Source organism: Isachenkonia alkalipeptolytica (assembly GCF_009910325.1).
Taxonomy (GTDB): domain Bacteria; phylum Bacillota; class Clostridia; order Peptostreptococcales; family T1SED10-28; genus Isachenkonia; species Isachenkonia alkalipeptolytica.
Genome location: NZ_SUMG01000022.1, coordinates 1 through 14,938, shown reverse-complemented (window position 1 = coordinate 14,938; position 14,938 = coordinate 1). Strand labels below are relative to the sequence as shown.

Sequence of the window (14,938 nt, the reverse complement as noted above, 5' to 3'; positions counted from 1 at the left end):
ACCCATCCTTCAGGCGGTTGTTTGTTCTTTAGGAAGTATGTTTTTCATATTGGGAGAGCAAGTGAAAAATACGAGGCAGAGGATTAATACAGGAACTCCACATCATAGCCAAGTTCGGTCAACTGATCCACAATACTGTTTTCACCGGCTAAATGCAGGGATCCCACCGCGATGAAATAGGTATCGTCGCTGTCACTTTGTAAAATATCATCAATTTTCTCGGTCATGGCAGTGTCCCGCTCATCCAACATGGCTAACTGAAAGTCCTTAAGGGAATCGGTTTCGGCGTTTTCCAACTGTTCGTCCCGTAGTTGCCCAAAGCCTTCTTTATCCCCCTGTTTCCAGTGATCGATAAGCTCGTTTAGATCCTCTTCCATATGTTCCAGTTCTTCTAAGGTCTGTTCTAAGTAGATCTTTTGGGATTCATCGGATAGCTCAAGATAGGGCTCCATCTGATTGGACACAGTTTCCAGACTAAAGATCTCCATGTCAGCGTCCGCTTCTTCAATAAGATGGGCTTCAACGCCGTATTCCGGAGAAAGACTTGACTGCTCAATCCCGATTTCCGATAAGATCAACGTGGCATACCAAGGGTTGAACTGATCTAAGATTTCTCCCTCCACGCCCACGGCCGCAGTTTCTTCCACTACACGATCAAAGGTTTCTTCGGGGATGATATCCGTCATTCGGCTTCCGTCCTGATACATCCCGTACTCCACCATGGTTTCACCGATTTCCATTTCACTCATTTCCGACATGTCAATCTCCAGTCCTAATAGGGTGGATTCCTGAAAAGCATCCTGTACATTGTCATGCAGGGGATAGAGATCTTCCTCTCCCACATGGACGGTACCGAATAAATAAACCTGATTTTCCCCTCCTTCCACTTGGTACAATAATCCTTTCGACCCTTCCTCGGGACCATCGGATCCACAAGATGTGAATAGCAGTACCGTGGACAGTAACAATAGGGCCAAAAGGAATAAATCTTTCCGCGGCGTACCGGCGGGTTTCAAAAAGTTTTTCATACTAGACTACCTCCCGGATTAAAATTTATGATCTTCAACAATGGTGATCATAGGTCGTACATTACAAAAGACAGTAGGTATTTTACACTGGTGGAGGCAGTTTTACAAGGGCTCTGTTAAAGAAAAGTCAATTTAACTGGCTGCAAGGGATCTACGCTTTTATCGGAGGGATTGTACTAGCCCTGCTTTATGAATATACCAAATCCCTGTGGGCACCGATCTTGATGCATATAGGTTGGAACGCCACGTCCCTGTTTATTCCACAGATCAACTCCAATTTCCTGTTGGTGGCTGTGCTGATTCTCTCCCTGGCCATGCTGGTCGGCCTGTTTAATAAAGTTAAGGGAGGTCAACGGGTGTTCTCATCAGAGGTGATCCGATGAAAACCATCTTTGCAATAGAATTTGAAGGCGATGGGTATTTGTTACACAAGTGGTGATAAAGCGGCCTTCACGTTGATAAAAATGGATTACGGATTGAAAACAAGGGGAATTGTCACTTAAGACAATTCCCCTTGTTATATCCTTAGGATCTTATAAAAGAATCTTATAAATCTTTATGGCAGAACCACCAGTCAAGGCAGGTGCATTCTCCGTCTTCCGCCTGTTTCTTTCGTTTTTCCACTTCTGCCTCCGTTGCGGCGGGAGGTACGATTACCTGATCTTTAAACTGTTCGTTATTCGGCCAGTTCTCCGGCATAGCCACTCCGTTATTATCGGAAGTTTGAAGGGCTTTTACCACACGAAGCACTTCATCCATGCTTCTTCCGATTTCCTGGGGATAATACATCATCAATCGAAGTTTTCCTTGATCATCCACCACAAATACCGCCCGCACCGTATTGGTGCCTTTGCTTTGGTGGAGCATGCCCAGCTCGGTGGATACTCTGCCCAGTTCATCGGCAATGACCGGGAAGGGGATTTTCACGTCCATGTTATCGTTAATCCATTCCACCCATTTGATATGGGAGAAGACCTGGTCTACGGATAATCCGATCAGTTCTGTGTTTAAGGCTTTAAACTCTTCCGCCTTCTTAGCAAAGGCTACGAATTCCGTGGTGCAAACCGGAGTGAAATCCCCGGGATGGCTGAATAAGATGAACCATTTCCCTTTGTAATCCTGGGGAAGCTTCATGGTACCGTGGGTGGTTTTCACCGTCATTTCCGGAAAAGAATCTCCAAGTAAAGGCATTTTGTTCGTTTCTTCCATTTTATTACCTCCTAGTATTTGTGAAATTTTCCCTACACTGCAATCATACCCCGGGGATTTTCGTTAAAACAGAATCATTCTTAATAAAACATTGTTCTTTTAAATAAAAAAATGTTTTGTAATCAATTATTCAAATGATATAGGGGGATGGACACGGAGTCCTTGGACGGGGAGCGCTTCTTTAATCCGGAAAAACTTTTCCTGAAACTGTGAAAATATATTGACAATTTCCATGGGAACATGTATTCTATAGACAGAACATACGTTCAAAATTATAAGTATAGCCCCATAAAAAGGGTTACACAGGGGGAATGATCATGGGAAGAATCCGGACCGTAAAAGATCCTAAGAAAAAGGGGGTGAATTACATAGAGAACAGAACTTCCAAACCGTACCATGCCAAGGAGATCGACTTTGCTGAAATGCTCTCCCCGGAGGATGTGAAAAACAGGCTGTTCCTTGGACGGAGCAAAGTATACGAACTTCTTCGTTCGGGAAAGCTACCCTCCGTACGCATCGGCAAGCAGTACCGTGTAAGTGAAAGTGCCCTGCAAAGCTATATCGCCAAACATGTATGGGGAGATGATGACACCCGGTAGCGGAGCATAGTACAGTGAAATATTGAAAAGGTAACAGGGAGGACCCGATCCTAAAGTAGTAAGGATCGGGTCTTTTCTTTTTCATCTATCGGAAGACATTTCATATAAGGGTGAGGGATTCACCTCTCCCGGATCACTGCCGTACAGTGCGGGAAAGCTTTTAATAAAGGCTTCCCTTTCTCTTTTCTTGGAAAGATCCGTGAATTTTTCTTCTTTCACCTCCAATGCCCGGGGTTTTAACACATAGATGCGGTTCGCTTTGCCCTGACCTGCCCGCTTCTCAAATAAAAGGTCGTGGTTTACCAGCTCCTCTTTATACTTTCGGATGCTTTTGGGGCTTACCTGTAAAACCTCTGTCAGGCTTAACTCTTCCGGAGCCTTTTCCTCCTTTTTTCTCGAATCATCCATGGCCGGGGTGATTTTAAACAGTACGTATACATAACCTTCCCGGTCGAACATTCGGTTTTTCAGACTGAGGCTTAAGCGGTCGGCCAGCAGCATGTATAAAGACTTTGCTCCTAAGGAAATATGATCATAGTACCGGTGATAGTATATATCCTTCGGCGTTTTGAAAAAACGATAATCGATTTGATCCCTTACTTTGTAAAATAGATTCGGATCCTTTTTCTTCTTTTCCATTCACCATTCCCCCTAATATATTTTTGTTTTCTTCGTTGTGAAGCTATTATAATCGATTTATCTAAGATTTCCCATAGCTTTACATGCAAAAAGGACGAAACAACACGAATCAACACGAATCAATACCAATCAACACCAATCAACACCAATCAACACAAAACAACAGGAAATAACACTTCCCCCGTTAGGGTTTTATCCGGTCAGCTTTCCCATGATCGGGCTGTGGTTGTATAGCGCTCTTATTTTTCCTTCGGTATCTTTCAATCCCTCTCGTTAAAATCCGTCTCGTTAAGATCAGTATCATTAGGGGTGAATTTCTAGCCTAGCGGAAGGAACCTTTTGTGAGAACCGAAGGAAAAAAAGGTGCTATCAGAAAGGAAGTTTTGAATCCTTGGAGGGAAGTTTTTATCCATCTGGGGATAAATCCGAAGACAACTGTGGACAAACTGTGGATAAATCGAGATACTTTGTGGATGAAATGTGGATAATTGTGAAAAGGGTTATAATCCAAGGACGGATCAGGACTTTCGATCCTACCCGGTGTTGTTTGGTGTTATTTGATGTTGTTTTGTGCTATTTGGTGTTATTTCGTATTATTTGGTGTTATTTACTGTTGTTTGATGTTGTTTCGTCCGTTTATTTCCAATGGGTATAGACATTTATTATTTTTCGGGTATAATATACCTACATCGAACAGAAGTTCAAAATTTGAGGAGGGATTCGTAATGGAGGTCTTATCGAAAAAGGAATTTTTACGTCGGTACCTTCGGGACCGAAGAAAACGAAAGGAAGCGGAGCAGCGAAGGAAAGAGGAGGTGATCTACGGATACTATGCCCAGCGTTATCGAAGACCAATCCTGGATATGGAAGAGGAGGAGGAGGTGATCTGAAAAAAGACCGGTGAAAGGAGGGGATCTGGAAAAACCATAAACCTTAGGAAAGAAGAGAACCGTAGAAAGACAAGAAAAGGAAAGAGCAAGTAAAACGTAAAACAGTAAAGCCAACTGAAAAACGAAACCCAAAAAGGAGGAATATATGAAAAAAATACGTATCGTGATTGACCCCGGCCATGGGGGAGAAGACCGATGGAACCGAGGCCCCACCACCTATATTGAAGCCGACGGGGTACTTGCCATCTCTAAGTACTTACAGGAGGCCCTGGAGAAAACCGGACATTTCGAAGTGAAACTCACCCGGGAAAAGGACGAAAGCCTGACCCTGAAACAGCGGGCCCAGATTGCAAGGGACTTTCAAGCGGACCTGTTCATCAGCGAACATACCAATGCCTTTAACGGCACGGCCAGAGGGACGGAAGTGTATTATTCGGTGAAACGGCCGAAGGACCGGGGATTGGCAGGAAGAATGTCCCGGGTCATTGCCAACCATTTCGAAACCCATAACCGGGGGTCGAAAACCCGGCTGAACACCCAGCGGGATGACTTTTACGGCATCCTGTACTACGGAGCCTTGTATAACATCCCGTCGATTTTACTGATCGAAAGCCTTTTCCATGACAATGTTCGAGAAGAGCGGATCTTGCTCGGGGATCATAACCTAGAAAGCCTGGCCCAAGTCCAGTGCGAGATGATCATGGACCACTACGGCTTCACCAGCGGGGAGGACCGGGAGGAAGGGGAAGAAAGTTCCGGGAAAGAATCCCGGGAGAAGTTATACCGGGTGCAGGTGGGGGCCTTTCGGGAAAAGGGAAATGCCCTGCGAATGATCGAGTCCCTAGAGGAGGACGGGTATCCCACCTATCTGGTGCTGCCCTAGGAAGGGGAAAATAAAGAGAGAAAGGAGAAGGTTATGCCGAAATCCCAACTAATTGCGAAAATTAAGCGAATGGATGTGACCAATAAAATACAGCGAAAGCACTGGAAGCAGATGATCGGAATCAGCCTGGGGGACATTGCCCTGAACGACGAGAACCTGCTGGCTATTCGAAAGTTTCGCCCCAATGAGGAGGTGCTGGTGACCATCACCCCGATGCAGCAGGACATGGCCGAGGAGCTGGAACGGATTAAAAGAGTCCATCCCGTAGAGGGAATCCTTCCGGAAACGGAAGGGCTGTCGGACCTGCCGGCGAATCCTTTGGATTTGTTAACCGAAGAGGAGGAAGAGGGGGAGGAGGGACAGGAACTTTTAGAGATTACCGTCTTAGAAGAGGGGGAAGAAGACACCCTTGACCCTGGAGAGGAGGTGAGTAAGACCTTTGAGTTTTAAGCGTTAAAGTAACAGCAACAGCAATAGTACCGGCAAAATTTCCGGGATCGGAAACCGGTAGCGTACATGCTAAGAGGCTTAAGGAAAGAACAGATAGATGGTAAGCCGGAGAGGAGGTGAAAAATATGGACCGAAAAAGAATGCGACTGCAGGTGGTTACGGGGATGGATCCCGACGGGAATGAAATCCTTCGCTCGAGAACCATCAGCAACCTGAAGCTCGAAGCCCAGGACCAGAACATCGACATCGTGGCCAGTGCCCTGGGAAGCCTGATTGCCACACCCATTAAGAAGGTAATCCGGATCGAGGAAGTGGTACTGTAAGCGGGTATCCTGTAAGAAAAGGGTTATCGGAAACAGAGATGCACAGGGGAAAAATCTAACAGAAAGGAGGGAATTGAATGCCAAGACTTGAAATGAACTTTATCAACTCGGAAGGAAGCCGTACCAGACTTTCCATGAACGATGCACGGGAAGATTTGACGGGAAACGAAGTGAAAAACGCCATGGAAACCATCATCGACCAGGACGTCTTTGATTTTACCCAGGCCCAGTCTGCACGACTGGTTCGTACAACCTACGAGGATATTGACTTACCCGTGGAATAGGGTGGATAAAGGGGATTTAAGGGGCGGACATTTCTTGTTCGTCCCTTTTTTCGACCCTACATCCGTCCTGAGCAAAGGAGGGGATGTCCTCTGAACGTAGAACTACTGATCATGGCCGTAATCGGAGCCATGATTGGAGAAGGGGCGAGAAAAGATTCGAGCCTCTTAGAGATGCAGGTAATCATCAACATCGCCGCTTCCGCCTTTTTAGCCTATTTGGCCGCTTTTGGCCTCATGAGCCTGGGGTCCGTCCACGACGGGATACTAATATCCCTTTCGGGACTCCTGGGTTACCTCGGAGATCAGTACTCCAAAGGATGGCTTCTTAAAGCCTTAAAGCGTTATGATAATGGAGAGATTAGGATTTCTGAGAAGGAAGCTTTGAAAGAGAAGAAGGAAGCGCTGGAAGAAAGTGAACGAAAGTAGAGCCAAAAATCAAGCAAGACAAAACAAGGCAAAGCACAGCACAGGGACTCATCGGGATATCCACAACAGATGAGACCCTGTGCTTTTTTTAGCCATCATAATGCATGAGCACGAGGGCATCGTTTTGCCTTTATTATTCCCGGTCAAAACATTCGACTTTGTTCGACATGTTTAGTATAATAACAGTTGTTCGAGCAAAATGCTTGTTTTCCTATCATGATTGGCGACCGGATCGATAGGTATTTTACAGAAAGCGAGGTTGAATATATGCACAAGAAAAAAATACAACCATTTTTTGATTTTAACCGTTTACTTAGGTTTGCTTCTTTTCTAGCGCTTTTATTGATTTCCATCAACCTAACAGGCTGCTCTACAGGCAATGATATCAACCGGGAAGAGGATACGGGAAAGGAAGAAACGGTTCAAGAGAAAACTGTCAACATAGCTTATGTGGATTGGGATTCAGAGGTGGCAAGTACATACGTTGTGAAAACCATCATTGAAAAAGAACTTGGTTACGACTGTGAGGTCCTTTCCGTCCCCCTTACTTCGTTGTTGGAATCCATCGCCGCAGGCGATCAGGATGCTACAGTCTCTTCCTGGCTTCCCTCTTTACATAAAAAACATCTGGAAGCCCATGAAGATAGGGTGGAAATCCTAGGCCCTAATTTTGAGGGGACTTTCGTTGGATTAGCTACCCCCGGTTATGTTACCATAGAGTCTATGGACGATCTGATTCATTATAAAGAAGAATTTGGGGAAAAAATAATAGGGATCGAACCGGATGCCGGTATTATGGAGAAAACGAAAGAAGTTTTCGATGAATACAACCTTCATGATCATATTACCCTGGTTTCCGGTAGTGAGTCGACCATGACAAAAACCCTTGAAACCGCCATCGAAGAACAAAAGCCTATCATTGTAACGGCTTGGACACCCCATTGGAAATTCGAAAAATGGGATCTGAAATATCTTGAGGACCCGAAAAATGTCTTTGGAGAAGAAGAGCATATTGCCACGGTTGTACGAGAAAATTTGCACCAGGATATGCCGGAGGTGTATGATTTTTTAGATCATTTTTATTGGCGAAAGAAGGACATCCAAAGAGTGATGTTATTGATCGAAGAGGAAAACAAAACACCGAGGGAAGCTGCTGAAATTTGGGTAGAGGAGAATAAAGATCTTGTGGATGAATGGATAAGCCCTTAGTGATCACAAAATTTAAAGGAGCACACAACTTTTATGTCTATTAAGCGTGCAATGAAAAATAAATATATTGTAAAAAAACTTCATAATCATTCAAACCCCTGGTTTATTATATCCGTTGCCGTTACGGTTTTATTGATCGTAACACTGATTTCCCATCTGATCTATTCCTATACGACGATCAAAAATTTTGAACATAATAAATTGGCCGTGGAAAGAGCATCCGGGGAGCTTACCCTCTATGCAAATCAACTGGAAATGTCCACGCGCATAGCCGCTGCCACCGGTGATTTAAGTTGGGAAAAAGACTATGATGAGCATTTACCGAAAGTAAATGAAACCCTTTATAATATTGATGAAATGCTTGATTTAGATGAAGTTGGTCAAAAACAAGAAAAAATAAGCAGTCATTTACACGAACTGCAATCAATAGAAAACCAAGCCTTCACTCTGATCAGTCAAGGCGAAAAAGATCAAGCTTTTGAACTTTTACAGGGGTGGACCTATACGAAAAATCAACTGGAGCTGAAAACATCCATTGAAAGCTTAACGAATATTATGCATGAGCACGTACATAGTAAGATTCTCTCGGAAAGAAGCTTAAGTCTTTCTTTACTTATTTTTATCGCTTTATCCAGTATACTTTTGATGATATCCTGGTTCATTTCGATAAAGTTATGGTACGCACAGGTAAAGACACAACAAGAAAAAGAGGATCGAATAAACTATTTAATTTACCATGATGCTTTGACAGGCACTTATAACCGAAGGTTTTTTGAGGAAGAGTCTGAAAGGCTAGACAATGAAAACAACCTTCCCCTTACGTTGATCATCGGGGACGTGAATGATCTAAAGAAAGTGAATGATCGCATGGGTCATAAAAAGGGAGACGAACTTTTGATTGAACTAACTAGAATCTTAAAAGAGGCGGTAGGAAAAACAGGAATACTGGCCAGATGGGGTGGCGATGAATTCGGTATACTTTTGCCGAATACCAGCTTTATAAGTGCAAAAAAAATTGTGGATAAAATCAACGAGGGGTGCAAAAAGTCGGATTTCAAACCATGCCCCAGTATCTCTTTAGGGTATGCAATCAAATTAGATACTTCCCAAAGTATGGATAAAATTTTTACCGATGCGGAAGATGAAATGTACAGAAGAAAAATTGCCGGGAAAGAAAGTGAAGAGGATAAATGATTTTCAATGAGAGCTGATGGGCAAAACCTTTTCTATAAGCAGTGGGAGTGTCAAGCTAAGAATGACTGCTCTTAGCAACCGCCTAAAGGATGGAAAGAACCATCGCTTTAGGGGGTTTTTCTTTAGAGGAAAACATAGTTATTCGAACCCTGTTAAAGAATCGGGGATTTTCCCGGGGGCGCCCTTAGGAGGAAAATTCCCCGGCAGCTGCTTCTTTTGCGCCGAGAAAGCGGCTTCGAAACAAGCGGTAGAATACCACGGTACCCAGGAGGTAGAGAAGAATCGTAAAGATATAGGGGGTGTTATAGGTATAGCCTTCCATCAGTGCGCCGCCGAAGAAAATCCCGGCGGCCCGGGTAAGGCTGTTGATCATCGCCCGCATGGAGGCCATCAACGGCCGGTGCTTTTCCGAGACGATGTCCATGGAGATGTTTCGAATCAGGGGCTGGCCCATGTTCATCAGAGAACTTCGAAGGAAGAAGGCCACGGCCACCACCAATAATCCCTGGGGAAAACCGATGGCAATCAACAGGGGAATGCTGAGAATCTGGGTCAGCACAATGGTTTTATAGCTGCCGATCCGTTTTCCGATCATGGGCACGCTAAGGCCGCCCACCACGGTACCCAGTTGGGCGAAGCTCAGGATCAGGCCCACAATGCTGTCGGTGGTATCCAGCATATATTTTAGGTACACCCCGAAAAAGGGGACCACCAGCCCGGCTCCCAGGCCGATCAGCCCGGTGTAGAATAAATAGGATACATTCATTTTCGTGAAAAAGCCTCTAAACTCTTTGGCGCTCAAGGGTTTGGCTTTTTTTTGGGTTTTGGGCTTTAACAGGGCCAGGGGAAACAGGGCGATCAGACTCATGAGACTGATGATCAATAACGAGTAGCGAAGGGACATCACCCCGGCCCCCATATAGGTTGCGAAATAATCCGCAAGGAGACCGGTAACCAGGGATCCGGTCATAAAGGCGGCGTTTCTGGTGGCGAAGGTAAGGCTGAAGGCATGGACCCGTTCCTCTTCCCCTGCCTGGTGATACAAGAAGTGGGACTCCACCGTCAGCATTGCCGCATGGCCAAAACCGAAGACCATGGCCATGGCCATGATCAAGGTGATATCCTCCACCAAAACGATGGCGATACTGCTCAGGCCCACCGTGGCAAGACCCAGCATCAGGGTCCGCTTGTGGCCGATTTTTCCCGCGATAAAGGCGATGAAAAAGGTAAACAGGGCCACGGCAAAACGGCGTAGGGCCAGCACCGTTCCCACCAGGCTTTCCGGGTGGCCCAGTTCCACCACGTAAATGCCGAAAAACCCGTTGAAGGAGGAGGAGGTCAGCCCGTAAAGAAATACAACAATAATGAATTTTTTTATGATGGGGTTTAATTTTAGATAACTCATGGTACCATTATATATATCGGGAGTCGAAATATCAAGGGAGCGAAATAAAAAGCACCTCGGCATCCTCCTTTAAAAAAAAGGATGGAGCGAGGTGCTTTGGGGGTTTATAGAGGATTATAAAAAAGGTCGGAATCTTTGGCTACCGCTCCCATGCTTCTCCGGTCCAGGTATAGGTGCCCTCTTCCTTTCCCTGCTCTTCGTAAAAAGCTTTGAAGCCCTGGTTGGTACCCATCATGTAATCGGTTTTGGTGTGTTCATCATCATGAATGGTCACGTCATCCCCGATGGTGATGGAGGTAAGGGCACTGCCCCAGAAGGTGGCGGGCTGAATGTCGGTGATGCCGCTACCCAGGGTGACTTCCGTAAGTTCATTGTTGCCGAAGGCACCGTTTTCCATGGTGGTTACATTATCCGGTACCGTTAAGCGGTTCAGTTGATTATTATCGAAGGCCAGGTCCTTGATGTGGGTTACACCGGTGCCCAGTTCCAGCTCCTCCAATTCATTAGCTCGAAAGGCTCGGCTGTCAATGGTGGTGACACTGTCGGGAAGGGTCAGGGTTGTCAGTTGATTTTCCCGAAACGCTCTGCTGCCGATTACCTCCACACCCTCGGACAGGGTCAGCTCTTCTAATTCGTTATTAAAGAAAGCAAAGGCACCGATCTCCTGAACCCCTTCATGGATGTGTACTTCAGTAATGCCATGCTCCGATAACAGTCCGTTTTGGGGGCCGTCGTATGCAAAGTCCCGGATGATCCCTTGGCTGTTGCCGTCGTCCCAGGTAAAGTCCAGGTATTCTTCCAAGTATTCCTCGGGCTCTTCATCCATCTCGGGAAGCACCTGGGCTCCGGAACCTTCAATGAAAACATGAAGGGTGTCGTCACTTCGGTAAGACACCACTTCCCCGGCTTCGATCCCGGAATCGGAACAGCCAACGGTAAAAACCGGAAGAGAAAGCAGAACCAGAATTGCAATAATTGTTTTTTTCAGCATTGTAAAGACCTCCTAGTTGTAGTTTTGCCCGTTAAAATATAAACAAGGCAACTGTTAGATTTTAACATGAATTCCGTCAGTTGTGAATATGATTTTAAAGTACGGTTAATCTTTAGCAAGCAAATCCAAAAAAGAGCGCCACTGATGGGGATTATTGAGAAAAATTCCCGTAAAAAAAGGGTTTCGAGACCAACATCGAGAATAAGTACTAGAGAAGGTCCACGGTCTGAAAACTTATCGGTTGTCGGGCCAAGGAAAAAGGGAGGCGTTTCATGAGTGAGAATAAAAAGTTATTGAAATACACCGGGATCCTGTTTTTGCTGGTTCTGTTAACCTATCCCATGCCTTATCATTCCAAATCGATTATTGAGTACTTCATACGGCCCATAGGAACCAACGGCGGCAGGCTCTATGTTTCCGGCCTGGTACCCCTGGCCCTTTTTGTGATTGCAATAAGGGGACTGTTTAAGCTGGAGCGTTTTCAGGATAGAAGTAAAATCCTGATTTTCATCGCTGTAATCCTGATTGTGATTCCCATCATGCAGTGGACGGTGGATGTGGGAAGGACCACCTTTCATCGGGTCAGCGGTCATCAGCTGCAGGCAGTGGATTTTGTGGAAGGAGACATATCCCTGTTTTCCTCCGAGGAAGAAGTGACTATCCATTCCTCCTTAACAGTAAAGGATTATGGCCGGGGACAGAACCGGTTTTACATTCGTCTGCATTTACCCGAGAGCCTGCAACAGGTCACCGGACAGGAGTACTACGATTTTGAACAGGAATACCTAACCCAGGGCCATCGCAGGGAAAAAGTCATTAAAAAACAGTTTACGGTTTCCCGGGATGAAATTGGGGAGTCCGTGGATTTTCATGGGATTCGGTGGCATGGCGAGGACATAGAATACACCCTGTATAACGACGGACAGGCCGTAACCCTGACCAATCACGGATGGTGATTGGTCGCCGGGATTATTTTCACCGGCAACGGAGTATGGAGTAGTTTTTGGACCTTTTCCCGGAAGGACCGGGTAAGCTTGGGTGGATTTTTACTTGAGAAAGGGGACCGGGATTGATGATGCTGGAATTAATGATGTTGCTTGTACCTGCGGGGTTTATCCTGCTTTATGACGGTTGGAGGAAACGACGGAAGAAGGAATACTTCGTTCATAGTCCTCTAACCTCCTGGCTTTTGGCGATTTTACCGATCTATCCCTTGTTTATGCAGTTGGAAAGGGACCTGATGGAGGGGGTGGAGACCACGCAAAATCTATTTTTGATGGGTGCCCTGCTGATCTTGGTGTTGGCTATTATCTATAAGACTTATTATGAAATCACCCACCGAAGAATCAACATCCATAACATGGATAAAGGAGCGGTGCAAAAACTTTTGGACCGGCTGATGGAGCAATACGACATTGACCATGAAAAGCAGTGGGAACCGGGAGACAAGGGAAAATACACCTTTCCCGACAGCAAAGGAAAAATCACGGTGGAGCCTCATTTATCGGGAGGGAGTCACCAGGTACTTACCTTCAAAAGGCTGGGGGAAATCCCCATGGGCCGGGAGCTTCTAGAGGATCTAAAGGAAGCCGCGGCATCGGAGGGGCGATCCTTTTCCAAAACCCTGGGTGTGGGGGAAATGGTAGCCGGGTTGGCCTTTCTAAGCTTGGCTGTATACTTGATTTGATTGGTGCTAACAGAGCGTGACAGGGGGACGAGTGACAGCGGGACGGAGTTTTTGTCATCATTGTATGACAAAAACTCCGTCCCGCTGTCACTCTGTCACGCTCTGTCACCCCTGTCGCAGCTAAGTGATTTTCCGCTGTTTTGGGGTATACATAGGGAAATGATCAAGGAGGGGATAATCATGATTACCCATAAGGATTTGAAACACCTACAGCGGTGTGTGGAACTGGCGAGAATCGCCGTGGAGAAGGGGGATCAGCCCTTCGGGTCGGTGCTTGTGTCAAAGGAGGGCAAGGTACTTGTAGAGGATCATAATCATATCTCCGGCGGGGACCATACCCGACACCCGGAGTTTGCCCTGGCCCGCTGGGCCGCAGAAAACATGTCTTTAGAGGAACGGGGGAAGGCCACGGTGTACACCTCCGGGGAACACTGCCCCATGTGCGCCGCCGCTCATGGTTTGGTAGGGTTGGGAAGGATTGTTTACGCAAGTTCCTCGAAGCAGTTGGTTACCTGGTTGGAGGAAATGGGGGTTCCGAAATCCCGGGTTCGTAGTCTGCCGATACAAGAGGTTATTCGGGACACCGTGGTAGAGGGACCGGCACCGGAGTTTTCCCGGGAGATCCGGGAGCTTCATCGAAGGTTTCACGAAGAAAAATCCTAAAGAACCATAGGGAGGAAGGAAGAATGAAAAAAGAGGTTTCGAAAAGGACGCTGAACGTGCTGGGATATCTATCCTTGATCATTGGTATGGGAGGTTTTATCAGCATCGGTTTTATCACCGTATATGCACTGATCCCCTTGACCCTGGGGCTGATTCTCGGCTTGATTGAATATCGGCTGACGACCAAACACGGAACCAAGGCCATGCAAATGCAGCTACGACCGGGGATCATTATTTCACTGTTGGGAATCGCCTTGGTGGCGGGATTCTGTTTGATCCTCTCCGTGGAAATGCCGCCGCCTTATTAGGGGACATAGGGACAGGTTCATTGTCCCTTTATGAGTTTTTCATATTTAATAGTCGATATTACCCCAAGGAGTGATCATTATGCCAAGAAATCCGCGTAAAAAAAGCGAGAGTGGGATTTATCATATTATGGTAAGAGGCATTAATCGACAAAATATTTTTGAAGATGAGGAAGATAAGCGGAGATTACTGGCGACGATCGAACGATATACCAATCAACAAATATGTGAAGTTTATGGTTATTGTTTGATGGATAATCATATTCATCTTCTCATTAAAGAAACAGGAAATAGCATATCCACAATAATAAAAAAAGTATCCGGAAGCTATGTTTATTGGTACAACAATAAGTATGAACGAACGGGACATCTGTTTCAAGAGCGGTATAAAAGTGAAGTGGTTGAAAATGAGGGATATTTGTTGAGGGTATTAAAATACATTCATCAAAATCCATTGAAGGCCGGAATTGTAAAGGAAATAGCAGATTATAAATGGAGTAGTTATAATGAGTACATCGATAAACCTAAAATTGTAAAGACAGAAAGTGTGCTACATAGATTTTCCACTAACAATCATCAATCTATTGAATTATTTACAAAATATACTAAGGAAAATAATAATGACCACCCTATATGTTAGGGTAGTTGTCGTATAAAACATTTCTTGTATAATGTAAGTACGACGATAATCCAATAAAGGGAGCGATCACGTGTCAACAGGAAAGAAAACCTCTAAACGTTATGATAAAAAAC

The 14,938-nt window shown here is 45.5% G+C and carries 20 protein-coding genes; 15 read left to right on the top strand and 5 right to left on the bottom strand.

Translation table 11 applies throughout. The features are described from left to right. Positions 1-83 precede the first annotated feature (83 nt). Positions 84-1,028, bottom strand: coding sequence for a TraB/GumN family protein (locus ISALK_RS12765; RefSeq protein ID WP_160722919.1), 945 nt, complete (start codon positions 1,026-1,028; stop codon positions 84-86). Between the two features lie 113 nt (positions 1,029-1,141). Here ISALK_RS12765 and ISALK_RS15395 point away from each other — a divergent pair, with 113 nt between their 5' ends. Continuing rightward, on the top strand, positions 1,142-1,411 hold the full coding sequence (locus ISALK_RS15395) for a CPBP family intramembrane glutamic endopeptidase (RefSeq protein ID WP_160722971.1): 270 nt from the start codon (positions 1,142-1,144) through the stop codon (positions 1,409-1,411). Between the two features lie 163 nt (positions 1,412-1,574). On the opposite strand, the gene ISALK_RS12755 is transcribed toward ISALK_RS15395, so the two are convergent. Further along, entirely contained in the window at positions 1,575-2,237 is a 663-nt protein-coding gene (locus tag ISALK_RS12755) for a peroxiredoxin (protein WP_160722917.1), read from the bottom strand. A gap of 317 nt (positions 2,238-2,554) precedes the next feature. On the opposite strand from ISALK_RS12755, the gene ISALK_RS12750 reads away from it, so the two are divergent. Continuing rightward, positions 2,555-2,836 carry a helix-turn-helix domain-containing protein gene (locus ISALK_RS12750; RefSeq protein ID WP_201756917.1) on the top strand — a complete coding sequence of 94 codons (282 nt, stop codon included), beginning with the start codon at positions 2,555-2,557 and terminating at the stop codon, positions 2,834-2,836. Positions 2,837-2,917: 81 nt separating this feature from the next. Here the strand turns inward: ISALK_RS12750 and ISALK_RS12745 are convergent, their stop codons facing one another. After that, a complete protein-coding gene (locus tag ISALK_RS12745; RefSeq protein ID WP_160722915.1) occupies positions 2,918-3,475 on the bottom strand; it encodes a replication initiator protein A in 558 nt (185 codons plus the stop codon). A gap of 725 nt (positions 3,476-4,200) precedes the next feature. Between ISALK_RS12745 and ISALK_RS12740 the strand changes: the two genes are divergently transcribed. From ISALK_RS12740 to ISALK_RS12705, 8 genes are all read left to right on the top strand, one after another. After that, positions 4,201-4,365: a hypothetical protein gene (locus tag ISALK_RS12740; protein ID WP_160722913.1), complete on the top strand. Its 165-nt coding sequence runs from the start codon at positions 4,201-4,203 to the stop codon at positions 4,363-4,365. Positions 4,366-4,510: 145 nt separating this feature from the next. After that, positions 4,511-5,248 (top strand): N-acetylmuramoyl-L-alanine amidase, encoded by a 738-nt coding sequence (locus tag ISALK_RS12735; protein ID WP_160722967.1) that lies wholly within the window; start codon positions 4,511-4,513, stop codon positions 5,246-5,248. Between the two features lie 33 nt (positions 5,249-5,281). After that, a complete protein-coding gene (locus ISALK_RS12730) occupies positions 5,282-5,698 on the top strand; it encodes a hypothetical protein (RefSeq protein ID WP_160722911.1) in 417 nt (138 codons plus the stop codon). A 125-nt stretch (positions 5,699-5,823) separates the two neighbouring features. Next, complete coding sequence (locus ISALK_RS12725) at positions 5,824-6,021, top strand: DUF1659 domain-containing protein (RefSeq protein ID WP_160722909.1); 198 nt, start codon at positions 5,824-5,826, stop codon at positions 6,019-6,021. Between the two features lie 77 nt (positions 6,022-6,098). Beyond that, the gene (locus tag ISALK_RS12720) at positions 6,099-6,305 is read left to right on the top strand and encodes a DUF2922 domain-containing protein (RefSeq protein ID WP_160722907.1); all 207 of its coding nucleotides are present in this window, start codon (positions 6,099-6,101) and stop codon (positions 6,303-6,305) included. Between the two features lie 111 nt (positions 6,306-6,416). Next, entirely contained in the window at positions 6,417-6,731 is a 315-nt protein-coding gene (locus tag ISALK_RS12715; RefSeq protein WP_160722905.1) for a hypothetical protein, read from the top strand. Between the two features lie 267 nt (positions 6,732-6,998). Then, a complete protein-coding gene (locus ISALK_RS12710; protein ID WP_160722903.1) occupies positions 6,999-7,940 on the top strand; it encodes a glycine betaine ABC transporter substrate-binding protein in 942 nt (313 codons plus the stop codon). Between the two features lie 33 nt (positions 7,941-7,973). Then, positions 7,974-9,134, top strand: a complete 1,161-nt coding sequence (locus tag ISALK_RS12705; protein WP_160722901.1) for a GGDEF domain-containing protein — start codon at positions 7,974-7,976, stop codon at positions 9,132-9,134. Between the two features lie 184 nt (positions 9,135-9,318). Here ISALK_RS12705 and ISALK_RS12700 read toward each other — a convergent pair whose 3' ends face one another. After that, entirely contained in the window at positions 9,319-10,539 is a 1,221-nt protein-coding gene (locus ISALK_RS12700) for an MFS transporter (protein WP_160722899.1), read from the bottom strand. A 139-nt stretch (positions 10,540-10,678) separates the two neighbouring features. Next, a complete protein-coding gene (locus ISALK_RS12695) occupies positions 10,679-11,530 on the bottom strand; it encodes a leucine-rich repeat domain-containing protein (protein WP_160722897.1) in 852 nt (283 codons plus the stop codon). A gap of 272 nt (positions 11,531-11,802) precedes the next feature. On the opposite strand from ISALK_RS12695, the gene ISALK_RS12690 reads away from it, so the two are divergent. From ISALK_RS12690 to ISALK_RS12670, 5 genes are all read left to right on the top strand, one after another. After that, positions 11,803-12,486 carry a hypothetical protein gene (locus ISALK_RS12690; RefSeq protein ID WP_160722895.1) on the top strand — a complete coding sequence of 228 codons (684 nt, stop codon included), beginning with the start codon at positions 11,803-11,805 and terminating at the stop codon, positions 12,484-12,486. Positions 12,487-12,602: 116 nt separating this feature from the next. After that, a complete protein-coding gene (locus tag ISALK_RS12685; protein WP_160722893.1) occupies positions 12,603-13,217 on the top strand; it encodes a hypothetical protein in 615 nt (204 codons plus the stop codon). 180 nt (positions 13,218-13,397) lie between these two features. Further along, positions 13,398-13,880: a nucleoside deaminase gene (locus ISALK_RS12680; RefSeq protein ID WP_160722891.1), complete on the top strand. Its 483-nt coding sequence runs from the start codon at positions 13,398-13,400 to the stop codon at positions 13,878-13,880. Positions 13,881-13,903: 23 nt separating this feature from the next. After that, entirely contained in the window at positions 13,904-14,188 is a 285-nt protein-coding gene (locus ISALK_RS12675) for a hypothetical protein (protein ID WP_160722889.1), read from the top strand. Positions 14,189-14,267: 79 nt separating this feature from the next. After that, positions 14,268-14,825, top strand: coding sequence for an REP-associated tyrosine transposase (locus ISALK_RS12670; RefSeq protein WP_160722887.1), 558 nt, complete (start codon positions 14,268-14,270; stop codon positions 14,823-14,825). Positions 14,826-14,938: the final 113 nt, after the last annotated feature.

Coding starts and splice junctions, on each gene's coding strand:
- ISALK_RS12765 (WP_160722919.1), bottom strand. CDS start 1,028: ATGAAAAACTTTTTGAAACCCGCCGGTACGCCGCGGAAAGATTTATTC.
- ISALK_RS12680 (WP_160722891.1), top strand. CDS start 13,398: ATGATTACCCATAAGGATTTGAAACACCTACAGCGGTGTGTGGAACTG.
- ISALK_RS12745 (WP_160722915.1), bottom strand. CDS start 3,475: ATGGAAAAGAAGAAAAAGGATCCGAATCTATTTTACAAAGTAAGGGAT.
- ISALK_RS12695 (WP_160722897.1), bottom strand. CDS start 11,530: ATGCTGAAAAAAACAATTATTGCAATTCTGGTTCTGCTTTCTCTTCCG.
- ISALK_RS12690 (WP_160722895.1), top strand. CDS start 11,803: ATGAGTGAGAATAAAAAGTTATTGAAATACACCGGGATCCTGTTTTTG.
- ISALK_RS12700 (WP_160722899.1), bottom strand. CDS start 10,539: ATGAGTTATCTAAAATTAAACCCCATCATAAAAAAATTCATTATTGTT.
- ISALK_RS12705 (WP_160722901.1), top strand. CDS start 7,974: ATGTCTATTAAGCGTGCAATGAAAAATAAATATATTGTAAAAAAACTT.
- ISALK_RS12715 (WP_160722905.1), top strand. CDS start 6,417: ATGGCCGTAATCGGAGCCATGATTGGAGAAGGGGCGAGAAAAGATTCG.
- ISALK_RS12740 (WP_160722913.1), top strand. CDS start 4,201: ATGGAGGTCTTATCGAAAAAGGAATTTTTACGTCGGTACCTTCGGGAC.
- ISALK_RS12685 (WP_160722893.1), top strand. CDS start 12,603: ATGATGCTGGAATTAATGATGTTGCTTGTACCTGCGGGGTTTATCCTG.
- ISALK_RS12675 (WP_160722889.1), top strand. CDS start 13,904: ATGAAAAAAGAGGTTTCGAAAAGGACGCTGAACGTGCTGGGATATCTA.
- ISALK_RS12750 (WP_201756917.1), top strand. CDS start 2,555: ATGGGAAGAATCCGGACCGTAAAAGATCCTAAGAAAAAGGGGGTGAAT.
- ISALK_RS12710 (WP_160722903.1), top strand. CDS start 6,999: ATGCACAAGAAAAAAATACAACCATTTTTTGATTTTAACCGTTTACTT.
- ISALK_RS12730 (WP_160722911.1), top strand. CDS start 5,282: ATGCCGAAATCCCAACTAATTGCGAAAATTAAGCGAATGGATGTGACC.
- ISALK_RS12720 (WP_160722907.1), top strand. CDS start 6,099: ATGCCAAGACTTGAAATGAACTTTATCAACTCGGAAGGAAGCCGTACC.
- ISALK_RS12735 (WP_160722967.1), top strand. CDS start 4,511: ATGAAAAAAATACGTATCGTGATTGACCCCGGCCATGGGGGAGAAGAC.
- ISALK_RS12725 (WP_160722909.1), top strand. CDS start 5,824: ATGGACCGAAAAAGAATGCGACTGCAGGTGGTTACGGGGATGGATCCC.
- ISALK_RS12755 (WP_160722917.1), bottom strand. CDS start 2,237: ATGGAAGAAACGAACAAAATGCCTTTACTTGGAGATTCTTTTCCGGAA.
- ISALK_RS12670 (WP_160722887.1), top strand. CDS start 14,268: ATGCCAAGAAATCCGCGTAAAAAAAGCGAGAGTGGGATTTATCATATT.